This window comes from Holdemania massiliensis, from assembly GCF_022440805.1.
Lineage (GTDB): Bacteria > Bacillota_I > Bacilli_A > Erysipelotrichales > Erysipelotrichaceae > Holdemania > Holdemania massiliensis_A.
On record NZ_JAKNTK010000001.1, the window covers coordinates 1,806,251 to 1,826,530 of the forward strand.

The 20,280-nt window shown below is 48.6% G+C and carries 18 protein-coding genes; 14 read left to right on the forward strand and 4 right to left on the reverse strand.

The window, feature by feature from the left end; all coding sequences use genetic code 11:
• The first annotated feature begins 107 nt into the window (after positions 1 to 107).
• Complete coding sequence (locus tag MCG46_RS08200; protein ID WP_240279230.1) at positions 108 to 2,870, forward strand: glucosaminidase domain-containing protein; 2,763 nt, start codon at positions 108 to 110, stop codon at positions 2,868 to 2,870.
• 57 nt (positions 2,871 to 2,927) lie between these two features.
• Here MCG46_RS08200 and MCG46_RS08205 read toward each other — a convergent pair whose 3' ends face one another.
• Positions 2,928 to 3,467: a TetR/AcrR family transcriptional regulator C-terminal domain-containing protein gene (locus MCG46_RS08205; RefSeq protein WP_240279232.1), complete on the reverse strand. Its 540-nt coding sequence runs from the start codon at positions 3,465 to 3,467 to the stop codon at positions 2,928 to 2,930.
• A gap of 157 nt (positions 3,468 to 3,624) precedes the next feature.
• On the opposite strand from MCG46_RS08205, the gene MCG46_RS08210 reads away from it, so the two are divergent.
• Positions 3,625 to 5,514, forward strand: a complete 1,890-nt coding sequence (locus MCG46_RS08210; protein ID WP_240279234.1) for an alkyl/aryl-sulfatase — start codon at positions 3,625 to 3,627, stop codon at positions 5,512 to 5,514.
• A 99-nt stretch (positions 5,515 to 5,613) separates the two neighbouring features.
• On the opposite strand, the gene MCG46_RS08215 is transcribed toward MCG46_RS08210, so the two are convergent.
• Positions 5,614 to 6,417 carry an amidohydrolase family protein gene (locus tag MCG46_RS08215; RefSeq protein ID WP_240279242.1) on the reverse strand — a complete coding sequence of 268 codons (804 nt, stop codon included), beginning with the start codon at positions 6,415 to 6,417 and terminating at the stop codon, positions 5,614 to 5,616.
• Positions 6,418 to 6,571: 154 nt separating this feature from the next.
• Here MCG46_RS08215 and MCG46_RS08220 point away from each other — a divergent pair, with 154 nt between their 5' ends.
• The 4 genes from MCG46_RS08220 to MCG46_RS08235 are packed head-to-tail and all read left to right on the forward strand — an operon-like array spanning position 6,572 to position 9,708.
• Positions 6,572 to 6,940: a GntR family transcriptional regulator gene (locus tag MCG46_RS08220; RefSeq protein ID WP_240279247.1), complete on the forward strand. Its 369-nt coding sequence runs from the start codon at positions 6,572 to 6,574 to the stop codon at positions 6,938 to 6,940.
• Complete coding sequence (locus MCG46_RS08225) at positions 6,924 to 7,823, forward strand: ATP-binding cassette domain-containing protein (RefSeq protein ID WP_240279249.1); 900 nt, start codon at positions 6,924 to 6,926, stop codon at positions 7,821 to 7,823. Before MCG46_RS08220 ends, MCG46_RS08225 begins: the two co-directional genes overlap by 17 nt.
• Positions 7,804 to 9,144 (forward strand): ABC transporter permease, encoded by a 1,341-nt coding sequence (locus MCG46_RS08230; RefSeq protein ID WP_240279251.1) that lies wholly within the window; start codon positions 7,804 to 7,806, stop codon positions 9,142 to 9,144. Before MCG46_RS08225 ends, MCG46_RS08230 begins: the two co-directional genes overlap by 20 nt.
• 48 nt (positions 9,145 to 9,192) lie before the next feature.
• Positions 9,193 to 9,708, forward strand: coding sequence for a GNAT family N-acetyltransferase (locus MCG46_RS08235; protein WP_240279253.1), 516 nt, complete (start codon positions 9,193 to 9,195; stop codon positions 9,706 to 9,708).
• A 66-nt stretch (positions 9,709 to 9,774) separates the two neighbouring features.
• Here MCG46_RS08235 and MCG46_RS08240 read toward each other — a convergent pair whose 3' ends face one another.
• Both MCG46_RS08240 and MCG46_RS08245 read right to left on the reverse strand, forming a co-directional pair.
• On the reverse strand, positions 9,775 to 10,542 hold the full coding sequence (locus tag MCG46_RS08240; protein ID WP_240279261.1) for a sulfite exporter TauE/SafE family protein: 768 nt from the start codon (positions 10,540 to 10,542) through the stop codon (positions 9,775 to 9,777).
• Between the two features lie 129 nt (positions 10,543 to 10,671).
• Positions 10,672 to 12,015: a citrate synthase gene (locus MCG46_RS08245; protein ID WP_240279262.1), complete on the reverse strand. Its 1,344-nt coding sequence runs from the start codon at positions 12,013 to 12,015 to the stop codon at positions 10,672 to 10,674.
• A 137-nt stretch (positions 12,016 to 12,152) separates the two neighbouring features.
• Between MCG46_RS08245 and MCG46_RS08250 the strand changes: the two genes are divergently transcribed.
• The 8 genes from MCG46_RS08250 (at position 12,153) to MCG46_RS08285 (ending at position 20,245) form a co-directional block, all read left to right on the forward strand.
• On the forward strand, positions 12,153 to 14,075 hold the full coding sequence (locus tag MCG46_RS08250) for an aconitate hydratase (RefSeq protein ID WP_240279264.1): 1,923 nt from the start codon (positions 12,153 to 12,155) through the stop codon (positions 14,073 to 14,075).
• Positions 14,076 to 14,198: 123 nt separating this feature from the next.
• A complete protein-coding gene (locus MCG46_RS08255) occupies positions 14,199 to 15,530 on the forward strand; it encodes an MATE family efflux transporter (RefSeq protein ID WP_240279266.1) in 1,332 nt (443 codons plus the stop codon).
• 188 nt (positions 15,531 to 15,718) lie between these two features.
• Positions 15,719 to 16,642 carry a DUF5131 family protein gene (locus tag MCG46_RS08260; protein ID WP_240279268.1) on the forward strand — a complete coding sequence of 308 codons (924 nt, stop codon included), beginning with the start codon at positions 15,719 to 15,721 and terminating at the stop codon, positions 16,640 to 16,642.
• Positions 16,643 to 16,645: 3 nt separating this feature from the next.
• On the forward strand, positions 16,646 to 17,473 hold the full coding sequence (locus tag MCG46_RS08265) for a MerR family transcriptional regulator (protein ID WP_240279270.1): 828 nt from the start codon (positions 16,646 to 16,648) through the stop codon (positions 17,471 to 17,473).
• A gap of 87 nt (positions 17,474 to 17,560) precedes the next feature.
• Complete coding sequence (locus tag MCG46_RS08270) at positions 17,561 to 18,037, forward strand: SAM-dependent methyltransferase (RefSeq protein WP_240279272.1); 477 nt, start codon at positions 17,561 to 17,563, stop codon at positions 18,035 to 18,037.
• Positions 18,038 to 18,163: 126 nt separating this feature from the next.
• Positions 18,164 to 19,171 (forward strand): D-alanyl-D-alanine carboxypeptidase family protein, encoded by a 1,008-nt coding sequence (locus tag MCG46_RS08275; protein WP_240279274.1) that lies wholly within the window; start codon positions 18,164 to 18,166, stop codon positions 19,169 to 19,171.
• On the forward strand, positions 19,168 to 19,743 hold the full coding sequence (locus MCG46_RS08280) for a nucleoside recognition domain-containing protein (RefSeq protein ID WP_154238034.1): 576 nt from the start codon (positions 19,168 to 19,170) through the stop codon (positions 19,741 to 19,743). Before MCG46_RS08275 ends, MCG46_RS08280 begins: the two co-directional genes overlap by 4 nt.
• Positions 19,733 to 20,245, forward strand: a complete 513-nt coding sequence (locus tag MCG46_RS08285; RefSeq protein WP_020223297.1) for a spore maturation protein — start codon at positions 19,733 to 19,735, stop codon at positions 20,243 to 20,245. Before MCG46_RS08280 ends, MCG46_RS08285 begins: the two co-directional genes overlap by 11 nt.
• The last annotated feature ends 35 nt before the right edge of the window (positions 20,246 to 20,280 follow it).

The following is a 20,280-nucleotide window of genomic DNA, read 5'->3' on the forward strand; positions in this document are numbered from 1 at the left end:
TTGTTTTAAAATTGAAAGAAATGGCAGAATGCGGGGTGTTGCTTTCAGCGCTTAAAACTTTTACAATAAAACTAAGCAAGTTCCCCCAAGCTTTTAGGAGGTCGTAAATGTTAAAACTAGGAAGAAAATGGGCGGCGTTTCTTTTGTGCTGCCTGCTGGTGCCGATAACCCCGCTTAAGGCGGAAACGACAGTGATCGAGATCGTGGATTACCGCGATGGACAGGAAGCTGTGCTGCAGACGTTCAGCACGCTGAAAAGCGCCGCGGATTATTATGCAAAGCACCGTCATGACGAAAGCGTCGTCAACCTGGGCGTGCGGCAGGACGGCAAGCTGATCGCGGTGGATCAGGGAATCGTCTTCTTTGCATCCGAGGGATGCAAGGTTAATACGGAATACAAAGATGCCGATACTGGCAACGATGGATACCTCAACGGCTGTTATGGGGCAGATGGTGCGGCTCTGGATACGGATTTTACCAAAATGCAGGTGGAATTCAAACTTTCCGGCGTGCGCGGAAAAGCAAAGCTGGCGGAGGTGACGCTGGTACCGCTGTCTGAAGCGGGAAATTTAAGCAGTTATACTGTTCGCGAGGGTCGACTGTATCATCAGATCCGTCAAAGTCAGAGTTCCTCACGGTATGCGACGATGATTGATTTAGGACCGGTACCGGCCAATCTCAGCAGTTACGGGCAGCTGTACAGCTACGATGGTCATTATTTTTATGAGGGTCCGGCGGTGATGCTTCAGGATTATCAGAAGGGCAGTACCGCGGCTTCAATCAATTCACAGGAACCTTTTTATTTCTATTATCAATATTTATCCCATCGCTCACTTTCCTACTATACGGAAGCTGAATTAACAGCCTATTTTCAGCAAACATTGGGAATCGATCAGTCGATCGTATCCTATCAGGACCGCGACCGCAATTCCGTTCATGATACGCTCAACCAGTCGCTGTATTATGGTGAAGAAGGAGCCTTCTTACAGGCGCAGTCGCTGTATGGCTCCAATGCGCTGATGATGCTGGCGCTGTCGATGAACGAATCTGCCAGCGGACGCAGCTCGTTAAGCTTTACGCGCAACAATCTGTTTGGGCATGCGGCGTATGACAGCGATGTGGAAGCCAATGCGAAGCGCTACTTCAAATTAAGCAGCTCGATATTGTCGCATGCGAAAACATATGTATCCGCCAGCTATCTCAATCCGAAGAAGTTTCAGTATCACGGCGGCTTCTTTGGCGATAAAGCCAGCGGGATGAATGTCAGCTATGCTTCCGATCCGTATTGGGGAGAAAAAGCCGCGTCTTATTACATGCAGCTGGATGAAGCGATGGGTTCGAAAGATCTCAATCAGCTGACCTTGGGTATTCATACCCAGAATGTCAGTCTTTCAATATACAGCGAACCTTCATCCACTTCCGCCGTCTTGTATTCCACAGGCAAAACCGCGCCGCTGGCCTTTGTGCTGCTGGAAAAGATCGAAAACGGCGAAGGCAGCTGGTACAAGGTCCAGAGTGAAGCGGCTGTGGCTGAGGATTATACCTATCGTTTTGAAGAATGCATCGGCTATCTTCCTGCCTCCAGTTTCGATGTCATTCTCAATGCTGACCGGCTGAATACGCTGCAGCTGAAAACGGCTGTTTTTGATGCCGGCGAGGGAACATTCCCGCAGGGCGGCAGCCGCATTGAAATCGATTTGCTGGAAAACAGTGAGCCTTATGCCCCTGAACCTACAAAAGAAGGCAGTGTGTTTGTTGGCTGGCAGGAAAACAACGGGGTCTATCTTGCCGAGTATAAAGCAATTCAGGAAATTTCCATGGTTTCCCTGCCGCTGCAGCAGTATGCTGCAGGTTCACGCATTGATCTGAAAAAGGGAAAGGTTCAGGTCAAGTATACGGATGGGACTGAGGAAGAGCTGCCGTTAACCAGTTCGATGGTCAGTGGTTTTGATCTGAACAGCGAGGGAGTCCAGACCGTGACGGTGAGTGTCGGAACCGTATCAACCAGCTACGAAATTGAAGTGTCTGAGGAATTGAATCAGCTGCAGGATGCGCTGAAGGAAGATCTGGACGCCCTGATCGAGGCGATTGATCCAGCCGCAGTGACAGAGCAGCAGAAAACTGATTTGCTCAAGCTGAAACAGCGGTTGGATACGACAGAAGTGACTTCCTGGACAATTGCGCAGATCCGCGCTCTGGACACCTTGCTGAAACCCTTGCTGGACAACCAACGTTCTTTGGTTTTAAAATCCAAGGACAGCCAGTTTTCCGTTTCGGGACTAAGTCTGGCGCTGCCGCAGACGGATCCAGGTCAGAAAAAATGGATCAAGGACACCTATAAGCTGACCCTCAAGCAGGCTAAACCGCAGGATGAAGTGCAGCGGCAGGCAGAAACGATTGCCAGCGGCAACGGCGCGGCGATTGAACAGTGGTTTACCGTTGCAGGCCAGAAAAATTATGATTCATCGCTGACGCTGCGTACGCCGCTGTGCATTACAATGAGTCTGCCGGAAGGCTGGGACAGCTCCAAAAAAGTCACGGTGTGGCGCTTGGAGGACGGCGATGTAATTCAGATGCCGACGACCCAGAGTGCTTCAACGCTGACCTTTACAAGTGAAGCGCTGGGACAGTTTGTGCTGACCAGCCGTCAGACTGTCAACCAGTATGAAGATACACCGCCAGTGGAAGTCATGACGATAGCTCAGAACGGCCTGGATTGGCCGCAGCTGATGATTAAGGCATTAATCGCCGTGATTGCCTTGCTGATCTTATTTGCCGCCGTCTTAATTTTACAGCGGCGGGCCGATAAAAAACGCCGTCGTGCGCTTGCGAAAAGAGCGAAGCGTCAGCGTCAGATCCACCGCCGATAAAAAAAGATCCGCCGCTTTGAATGTTAAGAATTCATCGCCGGCGGATTTTTATTTTGATCAGGGAGCGCGAAAGATATTTTCATGGACTGCCTGAGCGATGACGTCAATCGCTTCACCGACATCCTGCTTCATCCCCAGGCTGACCCAGTCTTGAACTAATCCTACGATGGCGTGCGTGTAAAACCGTACGATCAGACCTTGTTCCTTTTCACTTAAAGCTGGATGGCTGAGCTGCAGCTGCTGGCGAAGAAAATCCTGATAGATATCGCGCAGAACCGTTCCTAAATTAACCCGTCCATGGGTGTTTAAGGCATGGACAGAAAGGGCTGGCTGACGCTGCAGTACCTGGGTTGCGGCTTCCAGCGAACGCACCCAAGCAGCACGGGTCAGCAGCGGATTGACTACCGGCGTAAGCTGACTTTTCAATAAAACATCCAGAATTTCATATTTGTCTGAAAAATGATAATAAAGTGTATTGCGGCTGATACCGGTCAGTTCACTGATCTGTCCGATTTGAATGTCGTCCAGTGTCTTCTTTTGCATCAGTGTTTCCAAAGCTTTTAAAATTGCATTGCGGGTCAGTTCAGCGGCGGCCATTCTGCTCCCTCCTTTGATTATTATTGTACCAAAGCTGCTGATTTCTGTCTAAAGTCTTTGGGCAAATTCTCAATTTGTTCAAAAATCAGACAGAAGGGCAGAGTGTTTATAGACAAGCAGAAGCGGTCTGCTTATGATCGAAGGTGGAGGAATGAGTATGGAATATAATGATTTAACCAAACCTGCCAGCGAAGTCACACGTCAGGTTCACCAACAGATGAAGTCGCTGCTGGACTTTGAGGATGCGCATGAAAAAAACTGCGCTCTGCACAACTGCCTGAAAAAAGTGGAAGATCTTGAAATTAAAAATGCGGAGGGTGAAGTCATCTGGAGTCAGAAGATTGCCTGTTTGGACGAGGAACAGGAAGTGGCGACAATCAACCCCAGCCTGTATCGCAACGCCTGGCTGAACCATCAGACAGGTTTGTTCAAAGTCGTTGACGGGATTTATCAGGTCCGCGGCTACGATATGTCCAATCTGACGGTAATTGCCGGAAAAACCGGATGGATTGTCTGCGATCCCCTGATCAGCTGCGAATGCTCAAAAGCCGCCTTAGCACTGGTCAATGAGGTGTTGGGAGAACGGCCGGTATCCGCGATTGTCATTTCCCATCCGCACTTGGATCATTTCGGCGGAATCAAAGGCATTGTCGATGAAGCTGCTGTTTGCAACGGACAAGTTCCGTTGATCGTTCCGGAACATTATACCTTCCATGCGGTGAGTGAGAATGTGTATGCCATGAATGCAATGCAGCGGCGGGCCTGTTATCAATATGGCACAGCGCTGGATTTTAATGAAACGGGAGCGATCGCGATGGGGATCGGCATGGGCCAGTCGCGCGGAACAGTCACCTTTATCCGTCCGACAGATGAAATCAAGCACACTGGCGAAAAACGGATCATCGACGGCATTGAATTCATTTTTCAAATGACGCCGGAAACCGAATCGCCGGCGGAGATGTGCTGGTATCTGCCGCAGTTTAAAGCGTTGTGGATGGCTGAATTATGCAATGCAACGATGCATAATCTCTATACGCTGCGCGGTACGCAGATTCGTGACGGCAATGCCTGGGCTTTTGCGATTACGCAGGCAAAAGCCTTGTTTGGAAGCGAAGCGGAGGTGTTGTTTCAGGCACATAACTGGCCGCATTGGGGAAATCGTGAAGTCAATGAAATCCTGGAGGAAACCGCGGCAGTCTATAAATTTATCAACGATCAGACTTTGTTGTATATGAACCAGGGACTGACGCCGAATGAGATTGCCCATACGATCCAGCTGCCGAAATCGTTGGAAAAGGTCTGGACAACCCGGCAGTATTACGGTACGCTCTCGCACAATGCCAAAGCTGTTTATCAGCGGTATCTGGGCTGGTATGACGGAAACCCGGTTAATCTGAACCCTTTAACGCCAACTGAGCAGGGGCAAAAGCTGATCGCGCTTGCAGGGAGCAGTGAAGCTTTGCTGAAACAGGCTGAGAAAGCCTTGGAGAAAGGGGAATACCAATGGGCTGCCCAGCTGTCCAACGCTGTTGTTTTCGCTGAGCCGGACAATTTGAAAGCCCGTTATCTTTGCGCAGATGCGATGGAACAGATGGGATATCAGGCTGAATCCGGACCTTGGCGCAACTGTTACCTTAATGGGGCGGATGAGCTGCGGCATGGCGTGCGGAGCGGGCGTCAGGCGAAAAACTCCGGGGATCTGGCCCGCTGTATGGACAGCCGTATGATGCTGGATTATTGGGGAATCCTCATCGACGGCCAACGGGCGGAAAATTTAGATATCAAGCTGAATCTGATGATCACAGATACGCAGCAGCGATACTGCGTTCACCTCATTCATGGCGCTTTACTGGTCTATCCGGACATTCATGAAAGCGATGCTGATGCCACGCTGACGATGCCGCGGCTGGGCCTGGCGGCCTTGCTTACCCGCCCTGCCACTCTGCAGGATAAGGGAATTCAGATCGACGGTGATGCTGAGTGTCTGACAAGGATCATGGAAGTCATGGTTGATTTTGACCGGCGCTTTGCGATCATTGAACCCTAGCTCACAATAGAAAAACTTGATGCGCAGGCTTATCTTTTTAATCAAAGATATTGACCTGCGATCAAGTTTTTTGTTTTTATTCATTCTGTCCATCGAAAACTAAAAGTCAACATTTAAAACGCGGGCTAAATTACCGCCTAAAATTCGCTGCTTTGCGTCCTCATCGATAGGCAGGTGCATGATTTCTTCAATGGCTTCGGTGATTTTTCCGGCATCATTGTAAGGAAAATCAAGTCCGAATAAACACAATTCATCGCTTGTCATATGCAGCAGGGTTTGGACTTTTTCCTGACCTAAATACCAAAAGCGGTTGCGGTCTTGATCAAAGACACTGGTCAATCCGGCATAGATGTTGCATTTTCCGGATTCTTCCGCGCGGTTGTTCAGGATCACCGCCAGAGCTTCGTTAAAGAAGCAATAGCCGCCGACATGTTCCATGGAAAATTTGAGATCCGGAAAATTCCAGGCGACTTCATCGAACAACAAAGGCTGATAGTCCTTAATTCGATGCCAGTGTACACCGGTATGAAAGGACAAGAACAGCCCGGCTTCCTGCGCTGCGGCATAAACCTGGAAAGCTTCAGGGCCGTCAATCGCAAATTTCTGAAAGGCTGGATGCAGCTTAATGCCTTTGAATCCCAGCTCACGGATGTGTTTGACCTGACCTTCAAGATCCTGACCATGAATGTCAACAACGCCAAAGCCGGTTAATTCCGGATGATGCTTTAATTCTTCAGCCATCCATAGATTTGGATTGTAGTCAAGCCCCCATTCATAAAATGGGGCAAAACACACACATTGATCAATGCCTGTTTTAGCCATAACTTCAAGCAAAGCACTGACAGTTCCATCCGGCCGCTGATCTTTGCGGAATATGTGCGCATGATTGGCAAATATTTTCATGATAAAACCTCTCCTTCTGTTTAGATTATACAAGGTTGTTGGAATAAGGAAAGAGTTTCGGCATTGAAAAGTTTAAATCAAACATTGACAATTCTTAGTGCATATAATACAGTTAATACAGATAGTACAGATCATACAGACTGGAGGCGGGAGCTTGTTTCTGATCAATACGCAAAGCAATGAACCGATCTATGAACAGATCAAACGTCAGATCGTGCGGTTCATTGAAGCCGGAGTACTGCAGCCGGATGAAAAGCTGATCTCGGTGCGCTCGCTGGCCCAGCAGTTGAATATCAATCCCAACACTGTGCAAAAGGCCTATCAGGAGCTGGAAGCGGAAGGCATTCTTTATACGCTGCCCAAAAAAGGGGTGTTTGTCCGGGGGATGCCCGCGAGCGCAAGCGTCAGCGGTGTGGAAACGGAAGTCCGGCAGCTGCTTCAGCTGTGCCGCAAGCTGAAGATCAGCACTGAAGAGCTGATTGAAATGATCAGGAAGGAAGGGGAAAATGATGTTGATCGTTGACGAGGTAACCAAGTCGATTGCGACGAAAAAGATTTTGCAGGAGTGCAGCATGAATGTGCAGGCGGGTCAGATCTGCGGCCTGGCAGGGCCTAACGGTGCGGGGAAAACGACATTGCTCAACTGCATCGCCGGCGTTTTAACCCCAGAAACAGGTCAGATCGAATTGGATGGGAAGGATCTGATTCATGAGCCTCTGAATCGGAAAGCGTTGTTTCTGATCAGTGATGATTTTGATTTTCATCAGTTCCGGACAATTCGTCAGATGGTAGAATTTTTTGATATTTTTTATTCCCTGGACGAAGGAGAGCTGGCGCGGCATTTCAATCATTTCAAGTTAGAAGAGAAAAATGGGATTTATTCTCTGTCTAAGGGACAGAAACGACAAGTTTTATTTTCCATTGCTTTAAGTCTGGATCTGCGGTTATTGATGGTCGACGAAGTCTTCGACGGACTGGACTGGAATGTCCGGCGTTATCTTGTGGGTGAGCTGACAAATCGGATCAGCGACAAGGCGATGGCTTTATTGTTGGTATCGCATAGTTTGAAGGAGATCAAGGGCATCTGTGATCACTGTTTCTTAATGAAGGATCAGTCCATCGTGGCTCAGGAAGACTTGTTGGAAAATCATTTATTCCGGATTCAGCTGGTGTTTCTGGAAGCATGCAAACCGGATTTTAAAGCTTTGGAAATCATCCAGACCCAACAGATCGGGAAGTGCTGGAACGCGATTGTGCGTGCGGATGAACAGGCCATCCACAGCGTGATTGCGCAGTTATCACCAGCTTTGGCTGACGTCCAGCCGCTTAGCTTGGAGGATTACTTCAGCTTGATGACAGATTCATCGTGGAAAGGGGAGGAAGAAGATGACGGAGAAATATTTTAACTATCTGATAAAGCAATCCTTGCCGCTTCTTGGGATCATCTTTATCGGCGGAAGCTTTTTTGTGACCGGTTTGATCAACCTGGATAATTTGTCGGTCTATGTGTTTCTTTTGTCTGCCGGCATACCCTTTTTATTTGAACTCAGCCGTTATCGTAAGAAGTCGGCGTACTTTTACGGCAGCCTGCCGATTGAACAGAAAAAGTTATGGATGGCAAGAATTGGCTGCGTTCAGTTTTTGGTTCTGGTCCCTTCTCTGTTTTTCCTGTTTGCGCTGATCTGTGGCCACAGCCTCTCCTTTTCCAGGATGCTTCAGCTTATTCTGGCATGGACGGCAAGTTTGTTTTTAGTGACCTCACTGAATTTGCTGATCTTCAGCTTTTGTCATACCCTGCTTGACGCAGTGATTATTTTTGTAAACAGCTTAGCCCTGCCGACATTCTTGATCAACACATTTCTCTATTTAACATCGATGAATATGAAATTGGGTTATACAGTTCCGGTGTGGCTTAGATACATCTCACCCTGGCAGCGGATGTTTGAGATTTTGCGTGAATCGCTGTGGCAGTTGGATTATGGATGGAGCAGTAACACGCTGGGCAATGGGCTGGAATACGGGATTGCCGTGCTGATCGGAAGTCTTGCACTGTTCTGTCTTTTCTTAAAAGTAAGCCGGTTCCGCAGTGAAGAGGCAGGAAGCCTGTCAAGCTCACGGAGGATTCTTATATTTTTGATCCGGTTGGATACGTTTTTGCTTTTGTTAGTGATGACCTGGGAACCGATTTTAGAATGGAGAAACGGGTTATTCTATGCAATTTTCTTAATTTGCCTGCTTTATTTTGGTGGATTGATGCTGGCGAAGCAGCGATTAAAAGTTACCGTGAAGGAAGTGCTTTGCCTGTTCATCCTGATCTTCGCGGCTAGGGGAGTCAACCTTGCTTACCGCAGACTTTGTTATATGAATGAACGGCTGAGAATTCAGCGGATGGATGAAGTTACGTTGGAATTCTATGTTTATCCGAATAAAGGGATGGTTCCGGAAAATTTATCCTGTCACATAGAATTGGCAGGAGTGAAAGATCCGTTAGTCCTCAATGAGCTGCGCGGATGGATGAAAGTCAGATTGGATGGGTATTATAAGGATTCTTATTATTATGAATATGATGATTGGAATGACGATGAGTCACGGGCGATGCAAGTTCGATTTTACGATAATTCTAATTATTTAGGCTATAAAAATATTCCAATGGATATTCTAAAGCATAGTACTGTGGTCAAATTGTTCTTCCAGCAGACTTTGCCACAGAACTGCCAACCTTGGTAACTTCTATTTAGCATATAAAGAGTAAAATGCAAGAAGAAGGGAGAATCAATGATGGAAATTCAACAGATGTCAACTCATTATGAGGTAAAGCGGTTATCGGAAGAGAACATACCGGAGATCCTGCGGTTATGCCAAGGTAATCGCAGTTATTATGAGCTTTGTCCACCGCTTGTTGACGAAACGAGTATTAAGGCCGATATGCAAGCTTTGCCACCCAATAAGACGCAGGAAGAAAAGCATTATATTGGATTTTATCATCATCAAGGCTTAGTAGCGTTGATGGACTGGATAAGCGGCTATCCCGAGGAAAAGACGGCCTTTATTGGTTTCTTTATGCTTGAAAGAACGATGCAGGGACAGGGAATGGGTTCTGCGATTATCACGGAATGCTGCGATTACTTCAAGATATTGAGGTTTCAAAAAATACAGTTAGGCGTCATCCAAGGGAATCAGGCGGCAGTACAATTCTGGCAGAAAAATCAGTTCTTAATTAAGGAAGAGAAACGGGGACAACAATACGATGCCGTGATTTTGATGGAGAGAACAATCGCGGAGAATTGTTAAAAGTAAGCTAAAGGAATAGGAAAAAGAAAAAGCCTTGATTCATAAGAATCAGGGCTTAAATAGGAACTAGCCAAGATATTTGACAGCTAACATAAAGATTCCAAGAACAAACAGCACGATGCCGGTTACCTGATTCAGCTTCTTGGGTTCAGCCTTGTTGGCAAAACGGGCAGCGATCATGGCCCCTAAATAAGTAAAGAAAACGCTGCTGATCAGTGGGAACCATTGGATGACACCGCTGATTGCAAAGTGGCTGAGGGCTCCGGTGAGTGCCGTAAAGGTCATGATGAATACGCTGGTGCCGACTGCTGTTTTTAAATCATAGCCCAAGACGCTGACCAGCACCAACAGCATCATCATGCCGCCGCCGGCTCCGATAAAGCCGCAGATCAAACCGATAAAGATACCGCAGATTAACGACAAAACCGCTTTTTGTTTTGCGGTTCGGGTTTGATTCTTGGAGCTGGCGCTCATGACAGGCTTAATGATGAAGCGGACACCCAGAAGCATGGTCATCCACACCGAGAAGCTGCCTAAGGTTGTCTGCGGGATCAGAGATCCCAACCAGCTGCCCACCATGGTGAACAGCACAGTGGAGATCATCATGATGAGACCGTTGCGGATGTCCAGATTCTTATGTTTGTAGTAAGTATACGCAGAGACGGCTGAGGCCAAGACGTCGGAGGCCAGTGAAATGCCGACCGCTTCATAAGCGTTAAAGCCCAATAAGGTGACAAGCATCGGGGTGATGACTGCCGCTGCCGATAGTCCTGCCAAGCCGGTAGCAATCCCAGCACCAAGTCCGGCAATCATCGTGACGATTAGAATATTCATAGATTCAGCTCCTTCAGTTGGTTTAATTGTAAACTATTTATAAATTATAAAGAGCCGGAAGAGAAAGTCAAGCGAAACTGTCTGTGATTGTTGACAAAGTCAGAAAGTTGTCAAAAAAACCGCTGGAATTCAGCGGCTTTTCCGTTGGTCGATGGGGATATAATCGGCTAAGGTACCGACATATTTGCCGGCTGGACGAACAATCCGATCGCAGTACAGCTTGTTTTCGATATTGTGAGCGAGCCATCCAACCATGCGGCTGGCCGCAAACAGCGGAGAGTAGCAATCTTCTGGGATATCGAGCATCGAGTAGACTAAGCCGCTGTAGAAATCGATGTTGCTGCTGACATGAATACCTTTGCGCCGATAGATAACCTGTTTCGCCAGTTTCTCTGTTCTTTGATAAAATACAAACCGTTCTTTACAGTTTTTCTCTTCAGCCAGAATTTCAATCTGTTTCTTTAAGATTTCACTGCGCGGATCAGAAAGCGTGTAGACCGCATGGCCCATTCCATAGATCAGACCTTTGCCGTCAAAGAATTGTTTGTCCATGATTTTTTCCAAAAGGGCGGTCAGCTGCTCATTACTGGCCTCTAAGCCGATTTCAGCAAGGATCGCATCCATCATCCTTCTGGCAGAAATATTGGCGCCGCCATGGCGCGGACCTTTCAGCGATCCTACTGAGGCCGCCATTGCTGAGTAAATGTCCGTTCCGGTGGAAGCGACAACGATGTTGGCAAACGTAGAGTTGTTGCCGGAACCATGATCTGCATGCAGCACCATCATCAAATCCAAAATCTTGGCTTCCTGGTGAGTGAACTGCTGATCGGGTCGCAGCAAGGATAAGATATTTTCAGCGATGGAGTACTCCGAGCGAACCGGATGAACGATTAAACTCTTATTTTCAAAGAAATGCGCCTTGGCTGCCATCGAATAACAAAGAATGGCCGGCATTTTTGCCAGGATGGAAAGTCCCTGATCCAAGGTGTTGAGCACCGAGATGTCATCGGCCTGGGGATCTTCGCCATACAGCATCAACAACGCTTTCTGGATCTGATTCATAATATTCATGCTGGGATAACGCAGAATATTGGTCGCCAGAAAGCCTTCCGGCAGCGTATAGCGGCTGCGCAGCTGACTGGTGAATAAGGAAAGTTCCTGCTGAGTTGGCAGATGGCCGAATAAAATCAAAAAGCAGGTTTCCTCGTAGCCGCAAATCTCGTTTTGATCCAAGCTGCGGCACAGCTGAGTGATTGGAATTCCCCGATAATACAGCTCACCCTGATCGTCCACTTTTTTGCCGTTGACCAGTTTGTAGCCGACGACATCCGCAATCCGGGTCAGGCCGATCAAAACGCCGGTGCCATCTTCATTGCGCAGGCCTTTTTTGACATCATATTTAGTATATAATTCGTTGTCGATTTTGTTTTCCGGGATTGAATCCTGGAAGATTTTCTGCAGCTCACTGTTCATGTTTTCACCTCAATGGTTCTAGTTTACTACAAAAATGAAAGAAATGACACCAAAAAGAAAACATTTTACTTTTTGTGTAAAGACTTTCAAAAGTGTAGCCAAGCTGATATAATAAAGTCTATGAAAGAAGGGGTTGGATGAAAACTTTGGCAGAAAAAATTCTGGCGGCACACCGCGTCAGCGGCGAACTAAAAGCTGGAATGCCGATTGAAATCAAAATCGATCAGACACTGACACAGGATGCGACAGGAACAATGGCTTACTTACAGTTTGAGGCGATGGGCTGTGAACAGGTGAAGACCGAGTGTTCCCTCAGCTACGTCGATCACAATACGCTGCAAAATGGTTTTGAAAATGCGGATGATCATGAGTACCTGCGCACGGTGGCCGACCGGTACGGCATTATTTTCTCGCGGCCGGGCAATGGCATCTGTCATCAGGTGCATCTGGAACGTTTTGATAAACCAGGCAAAACGTTGTTGGGATCGGATTCTCATACGCCGACGGCCGGGGCGATGGGGATGATTGCGATCGGAGCGGGCGGACTGGATGTTGCCTGTGCCATGGCCGGGATGCCGTTTGCCTTAACGATGCCGAAAATCGTCAATATCCGGCTGAAAAACCGATTGCCGCATGGGGTTGGGGCCAAGGATATTATATTAAAAGTGCTGTCGCTATTGAGCGTGAAGGGCGGCGTCGGCAAAATCTTTGAATACACGGGAGACGGTATTCTTGATTTAAGCGTTCCGGAGCGAAGTACTATCTGCAACATGGGAGCTGAGCTGGGGGCGACGACTTCACTGTTTCCCAGCGACGAAAATACCCATGAATTTTTAATCAAACAGGGACGCGGTGAAGACTTCATCGAACTGAAGGCGGATCCGGATGCGGTATATGACGAAATCCTTGAAATTGACTGTGCCGCGCTGAAACCCTTGGTAGCCTGTCCGCATTCCCCAGATTTGGTGAAGCCGGTTGAAGAGCTTGCGGGATTGAAGGTCAACCAGGTTGCCATCGGCTCCTGTACGAATTCCTCCTTGACCGATTTGTTGGAGGTGGCGCGGATACTCAAAGGTAAGACCGTGCATCCGGATGTTTCGTTGGTGATCTCCTTCGGCTCCAAACAAGTGCTGCGGATGCTCAGCCGCTGCGGAGCCTTGGATGATCTGATCGCCGCAGGTGCGCGTCTGTTGGAAGCAACATGCGGGCCGTGCATCGGGATGGGGCAAAGTCCTAAGACGGAGGGTGTATCGCTGCGCACTTTCAATCGAAACTTCTATGGCCGCAGCGGCACGATGAGCGCGGGGATTTATCTGGTTTCGCCGGCAACGGCCGCCGCCAGTGCCATCGCCGGGGTTGTCTGCAGCGCTGAAATGATCGATTATGTCAAGCCTGAGATGCCTGAGGCGTATCTGATTGATGATTCAATGCTTTTAAAACCGAGCTGTGATCCGCAGCGGGAAATTTTGCGCGGTCCCAATATCAAGCCGTATCCGGCGAAGGAGCCGTTGGCCGAAAGCATCAAAAAACCGGTGATGATCAAAGTCGGCGACAACATTACAACCGACCACATCATGCCGGCTGGGGCCAAAATTCTGCCGTATCGAAGCAACATTGAGAAGATCAGTGAGTTCTGTTACAGTCAGATCGATCCTGAATTTCATGACCGGTGTCTGAAGTATGGCGGAGGCTGGATCCTTGCCGGGGAGAATTACGGCCAGGGCAGTTCGCGCGAACATGCCGCGTTAGCGCCGATGTATTTGAAAATTCAGGCGGTCATCGCCAAAAGCTATGCCCGGATTCACCGGCAGAATTTGATCAATGCCGGTATTCTGCCGCTGGTTTTTGAAGATCCGAAAGATTATGAACGAATTGAAGCGATGGACAGGCTGGAAGTCAACTGTAAAGCACTGGCGGAAGATCAGCCATTAACGATTACGGATGCGACCCAGGGCTTTGCCTTCAACGTCGATCATCATTGTACAGCCCGTGAAATTGAGATTCTTAAAGCCGGCGGACTGCTGAATCGAATCCGAAAACAAAATCAAAGACAAGGCTAAACAGAAAGCTGACCACCGTCAGCTTTTCTTCTTCTCATTCGTTGCTTATTAACAGAAAAACAAAATTGAACTTCCCGCAAAGAAAGCGTATAATCAGACGAGTTCAGAGAATGGGGGAAGGCAATGTTTACCAATCAAAAATTAAAACAACTGATCATTCCGTTAGTGATTGAACAAATCCTGGCGGTATTGGTCGGCATGGCGGACATCATGATGGTCAGCAGTGTTTCAGAAGCTGCCGTATCCGGTGTTTCGCTGGTCGATTCAATCAGTATTCTGATCATCAATATTTTTGCGGCGCTGGCGACCGGCGGAGCCGTAGTTGCAGCGCAGTATCTTGGCCGTCAACAGGAGGAGCAGGCATGCTTTTCAGCCAAGCAGTTAATCTTATGCACCACGGTGATTTCGGCAGTGATTATGGTGGCCTTTCTGCTTTTTGGTCAGCCGCTGATTTCTTTGATCTTCGGCAAGGTGGAACCGGAGGTGCTCTCCAGCGCCCAGACCTATTTGTTTATCACGTCGATGTCCTATCCGTTTATCGCCTTGTATAATTCCTGCGCGGCGCTGTATCGGGCGATGGGCAATTCGCGGATTTCGATGGTGACTTCCTTGATTATGAACTCGCTGAATATCGCCGGCAATGCCCTGTTGATTTATGGCTTTGGCATGGGCGTGGAAGGTGCGGCGATTCCAACCTTAATCTCACGGATCGTATGTGCTGTACTGATTGTGGTCATGCTTCGGCATCGTCAGGATCAGATCCGGCTGGATTCGTATTTCCATCTCGGTTTTGACTGGCCGATGATCAAACGCATCCTGCAGATCGGCGTGCCTAACGGACTGGAAAACGGGATGTTTCAGATTGGCAAGATTCTTGTGCAGAGCTTAGTTGCCGTTTTTGGAACAGCCTCGATTGCGGCCAATGCGGTCGCCAATAACTTCGCTTCGATGGAAGTCATTCCGGCAGCCGCCATCGGCTTAGGTCTGGTGACCGTTGTCGGTCAGTGCGTTGGAGCGGGGAAGATCGAGGAAGCCCGTTATTATACCAAAAAACTGATGAAATGGGCCTATATGGCTTCGATTGCATTAAATATCTGTATTCTGCTCGGGGCCAATGTTCTGTTAAAGCTGTACCATTTGTCGCCGGAAACGCTGGATATTGCTTTTAAACTGTTGTTTATCCATGGTTTCTTTGTCATGGTCATCTGGCCGGTTTCCTTTACGCTGCCCAATGCTTTGCGGGCAGCCAATGATGCTCGTTTCACGATGAGCGTTTCGATCGCTTCGATGTGGATCTGCCGGATTGGGTTAAGCTATGTTTTCGGCTTAGGTCTGGGACTGGGCGTTGTGGGCGTCTGGCTGGCCATGATCTGCGATTGGTTTGTCCGTTCAGCCTTTTTTGCGCTGCGCTTTCGCGGTGACCGCTGGACGCGCCGTCAGCTGATCGAGAGCTGAGCAGCGTTTGAAGCCGAATAACAGGACAGTCTGAGGCTGGCTTGGATACCAGCGGGGACTGATTCTTGGGATAAGCGGAATTCTGATTTCAGGTCAGGATTCTTTTTTCTTTACAGGATTAAAGCTTGAAAATAATTCAACTTTCCGCTACAATGAAGAAAACAAACAGGAACAAAGGGGAGATAACGATGCATGATATCTGGAATCCATGGCATGGCTGTGTTAAAATCAGCGAAGGCTGCGAGCATTGTTATATGTTTTATTTGGATCGTCAGCGCGGCCAGGATGGGTCGCAGATTCGCCGGGTTCAAAATGGTTTCGACATGCCGCTGAAAAAGGATCGCCGCGGTCATTTCAAGATTCAAAGCGGCGAACGGGTGCGCGTATGCATGAATTCCGATTTTTTTCTGGCAGAAGCGGATCCCTGGCGTGAAGAAGCCTGGAAGATCATGAAGAAGCGTTCCGATGTGATTTTTTATCTGCTGACAAAGCGGCCGGAACGCGTCGAAGCTTGTCTGCCGAAGGATTGGGGAGACGGGTGGGAAAATGTTTTTTTCAATGTGACGGCTGAGAACCAGAAACGTGCCGATCAGCGGCTGCCGTGGTTAATCAAGCTGCCGTTTCGGCATAAAGGCGTCATGTGCGCGCCGTTTATCGGACCGGTTGATTTATCGCCGTGGCTGAGCTGCGGTCAGATTGAACAGGTGATCTGCGGCGGGGAAAACTATGAAGGTGCCCGACCTTGCGACTTTGATTGGGTTAAAGCGCTTGCCGCCCAATGCCGTGAGGCGGAAGTGGCGTTTAATTTTATTGAAACGGGTTCGCGGTTGTTCAAGGACGGACGAATGTATTCTTTGCCGTCCAAAAGGCTGCAAAGTGAAATGGCGTGGAAATCAGGCGTCAGTTTCCCGGGAAAGCCGCAGGTTTTCAAACTGGAAGATGAATATGGGCCAATTCCGCCGGAGCGTCTTTATCAGCCTTATTTTGGTCTGCATTGTCAACATTGCGGCGGTCAGCTGACATGCAATGGCTGTACCCGCTGCGGACGCTGCGAAAAAAATGAGCGTGCAGAAAAAACGCTGAAAAAAATAAATTCTGAAAAGAGGGAATAGGAAATGCTGAAAATAGGCGAATTTTCCAAACTGACGCAAATTTCTATCCGCATGCTTCGCTATTATGATGAAACGGGACTGTTAAAACCGGCGGCCATTGATCCGACGAATGGATATCGGATGTATACGTCTGCGCAGATTCCGCAGCTGAATCAAATACTGGCCTTACGGGACTGCGGTTTTACAATTTCTGAAATTGCGGTGTGGATGGATCGGACAGATTCTCTGCCGTTGACCAGGATCGCTGAAAAACAAACTGAAATAGAGCAGGGAATCCGCATCGAACAGGCAAAGCTCAAACGCTTGGAAAGATTGAAAGAACAGCTTGAAAAAGGCGGCCGTCCGGAGCTGCTCAACGTTGCGGTCAAATCCATTCCAGCCTGTCTTGTGCTGTCCCTGCGCCGGGTGCTTACTGATTATTATGGTGAGGGCGAACTGTGGAAGGAAATTGCCGCCTTCATTAAGACAGAACAAATTGAAATCGCCGGTCAGCCGTTTTCGCTGTATCATGATGAAAATTACAAGGAGAAAAACGTGGATGTTGAATTGTGCCTGCCTGTAAAACGAGCTGGAAGCGATCAGGGGAATTTTCACTTCCGCGAAGTGGCAGGGACAGCGGCAATGGCCTGTGCTTGGGTCTGCGGTCCTTTTTCCCTGATTGCTGAAACCTATTTAAGCTTAGCCCAATGGCTGGAAAATAATGATTATCATATCGAAGGACCCGATCGTCAAATTGTTCATCGAGGTCCGTGGAATGAAACGGATCCCCAGCAATATTTAACGGAGATTCAGATTCCGATCAGAAAAACAGACGAAGAACTCCCGCTGTGATTTTTCATCGGGAGTTTGTTTTTTCTGCTTGACTCTCACACCTTGTCAGGGTTTATCGTAGAGCTATCCTGAAAGGAAGGAATAAAAATGAAAACTTATCAAGTTAATTCGATCGGCACAATCCGCTGCGGTGCTCAGGGCACCTTTCTCTGTTTAGACAAACCTTTCATTCCCGCTTTGCTTGGGTTGGAAGGCTTCAGTCATCTGCAGGTATTATGGTGGTTCAGTGATTTTGACAGTGATCCGTACAGAACTGTGCTCCAAACTCCGCAGCCGTATAAGAACGGACCTGAACAAATGGGGATTTTCGCAACCCGTTCGCCGGTCCGGCCCAATCCGATTGGTTTGACAACCGTTGAAATTCTGCATGTGGATGCGGCGCAGGGACTGATTGAAATCGCCTATATTGATGCCCATGACTGCTCGCCGATTCTGGATCTCAAACCGTATACGCCTAGCTTTGACCGACTGAACACGCCGCGGGTACCGGCTTGGTGCGCTCATTGGCCGATGAGTCTGGAAGCGTCAGAAACGTTCGATTGGGAAGCTGAATTCAACTTTTAAGCGGGTTATCGGCCGCTTTGATCTAACGCTGATCCGAAATCCGTAAGCCGTTTTTTTAATCAAGGAGAAAAGTGCTGATTCTTGATCACCGGGTTAAAACATACACTGTCAAACAGGAGGCGCTGTATGAAAAAGATTGCGGTATTTTTTCTGACGCTGAGCTTGTTCTGGACCTCGGTGGCTGCCGAGGGTTCCTATATTGTGATCAGCGGCAATGACGGCAATGTTCTGGAAGCTGAAAATGAACACGAAGTTCGCTCGATCGCCTCGATCTCGAAAATCATGACGGCGGTGGTCGCATTGGAAAATGGAGATTACATCGATCAGTGGATCATCGGCGATGAAGTGACGAACGTGACCGGCAGTATGATCTGGATTGCAAAGGGGCAGCAGGTTTCGATGCGTTCTTTGCTTTACGGCATGATGCTCAAAAGCGGCAATGACGCAGCGGTGGCGATTGCGCATCGGGTCGGCGGGGGATCGGTCGAACGCTTCGTTAAAATGATGAATGAAAAAGCGGCGGAATTGGGCATGAAGGACACCGAATTTCACAATCCGAATGGAATGGATGTCGAAGAAGAAGGAAATTATTCGACAGCCTACGATATGGCATTGTTAATGCAGTATGCGATGACGATTCCGCAGTTTCGTGAAATCGTCGCGACCCAGTATTATACGAGTGAATGGGGATCCCGCTGGAAAAATTCCAACAAACTGCTGAACAATTTTGAGTTCTGTACCGGCGGCAAGACCGGTTTTACCAACAGAGCCGGAGAAACGTTGGTCACAGCGGCGCAGAACGGGCAGCTGGAGTATATCGTCGTGACCTTAGCGGTACCCGATCGCTGGACATTTCACGAACAGAAATACCGCAGGGCGATGGAAACGTGTGAACTGATCACGCTGCAGCCTGCGGGGAAAATCGAACAGGAAGGCTATTACGCCCAACTGGGTGAACCGTTTGAGGTTGTTGTGAAAAAGGAAGACGCGGGACAGGGACAATATACGATGACCCTGGACAAAACCAAAAATGAACTGACGCTATGCTGGACGGATCCCTCACATACGGTGGTCAAGACCCTTGCGGCAGTCAAGCCGCCCCGCCGTTTCTGTTTCTGGAGGTGGTGCGTATGAATCTGATCTGGATCTTACTGATCATGGCTTCCCTGGCCTATGGCTTAATGACCGGTTCGGTCAGTTCTGTCAATCAGGTGATTGTCAACGTCGGCAGGGAAACCCTGGAGCTGGCGCTGCCGTTAGTGGCAGCTACCTGTTTCTGGAGCGGAATCCTCAATATCGCGCGCGAAGTGGGGCTGTTGAACATGCTTCAGAAACTGCTTTCACCGCTGCTGCGGTTTTTGTTTCCGGATCTGCGCGAGGATCCGGAAGCTTTGGGGTATATTGCCGCCAATATTACGATCAACGTGTTTGGGTTAGGCTCAGCAGCGACGCCGAGCGGCTTAAAAGCGATGGAATGCATGCAGCGTCACAATCCGGATAAGAAAACAGCCAGCCGGGCGATGGTGACCTTTTTAGTCCTGAACACAGCGGGAGTGACGATTTTATCAACAACGATCGTTTCGCTGCGGGCGCAGTTTGGGGCCCTGAATCCAACTGACTTTATGCCGCTAGCCATTCTGGCGACCTGCTGTGCCTCAATCGGAGGACTGGCTCTGGATCGGTGGGTGAATTATCGTGGAAAGTAGCCTGTATATTCTGCCTGTTTTAATCCTGCTGATCTTTGTGTTTGCCCTGCTTCGCCAATTTAACGCCTATGACGCGTTTGTCGGCGGAGCGAAGGAGGGCCTGTCTTTGTTTGTCACGCTGTTTCCGAGCCTATTAGCGATGATGTTTGCCGTTTCTTTGTTACGAGAAAGCGGATTGTTTACGGTCATGGCTCAGCAGTTAGGAAAGATCTTTCCGGCAATTCCTTCTGATATCTTTGCTTTGGCGTTCTTCCGTCCGATCTCCGGCAGCGCTTCGCTGGCGATTCTCGTCGATATCTTAAAAACGTTGGGACCGGATTCTTTGGCAGGAAAAATGGCGAGTGTGATTCAGGGATCGACGGATACGACGCTGTATGTTATCACGCTTTACTTTTCATCCGTAGGCGTCAAGAAAATTAAAAACGCTTTGCCGATTGGATTGTTTGCGGATGTCATCGGCATCGGCGTGGGGATCTGGCTGACGCTGCAATTCCTGGTTTAACGCCGATTTCTCTGTTCTTTCCCAGGGTTGTCTGG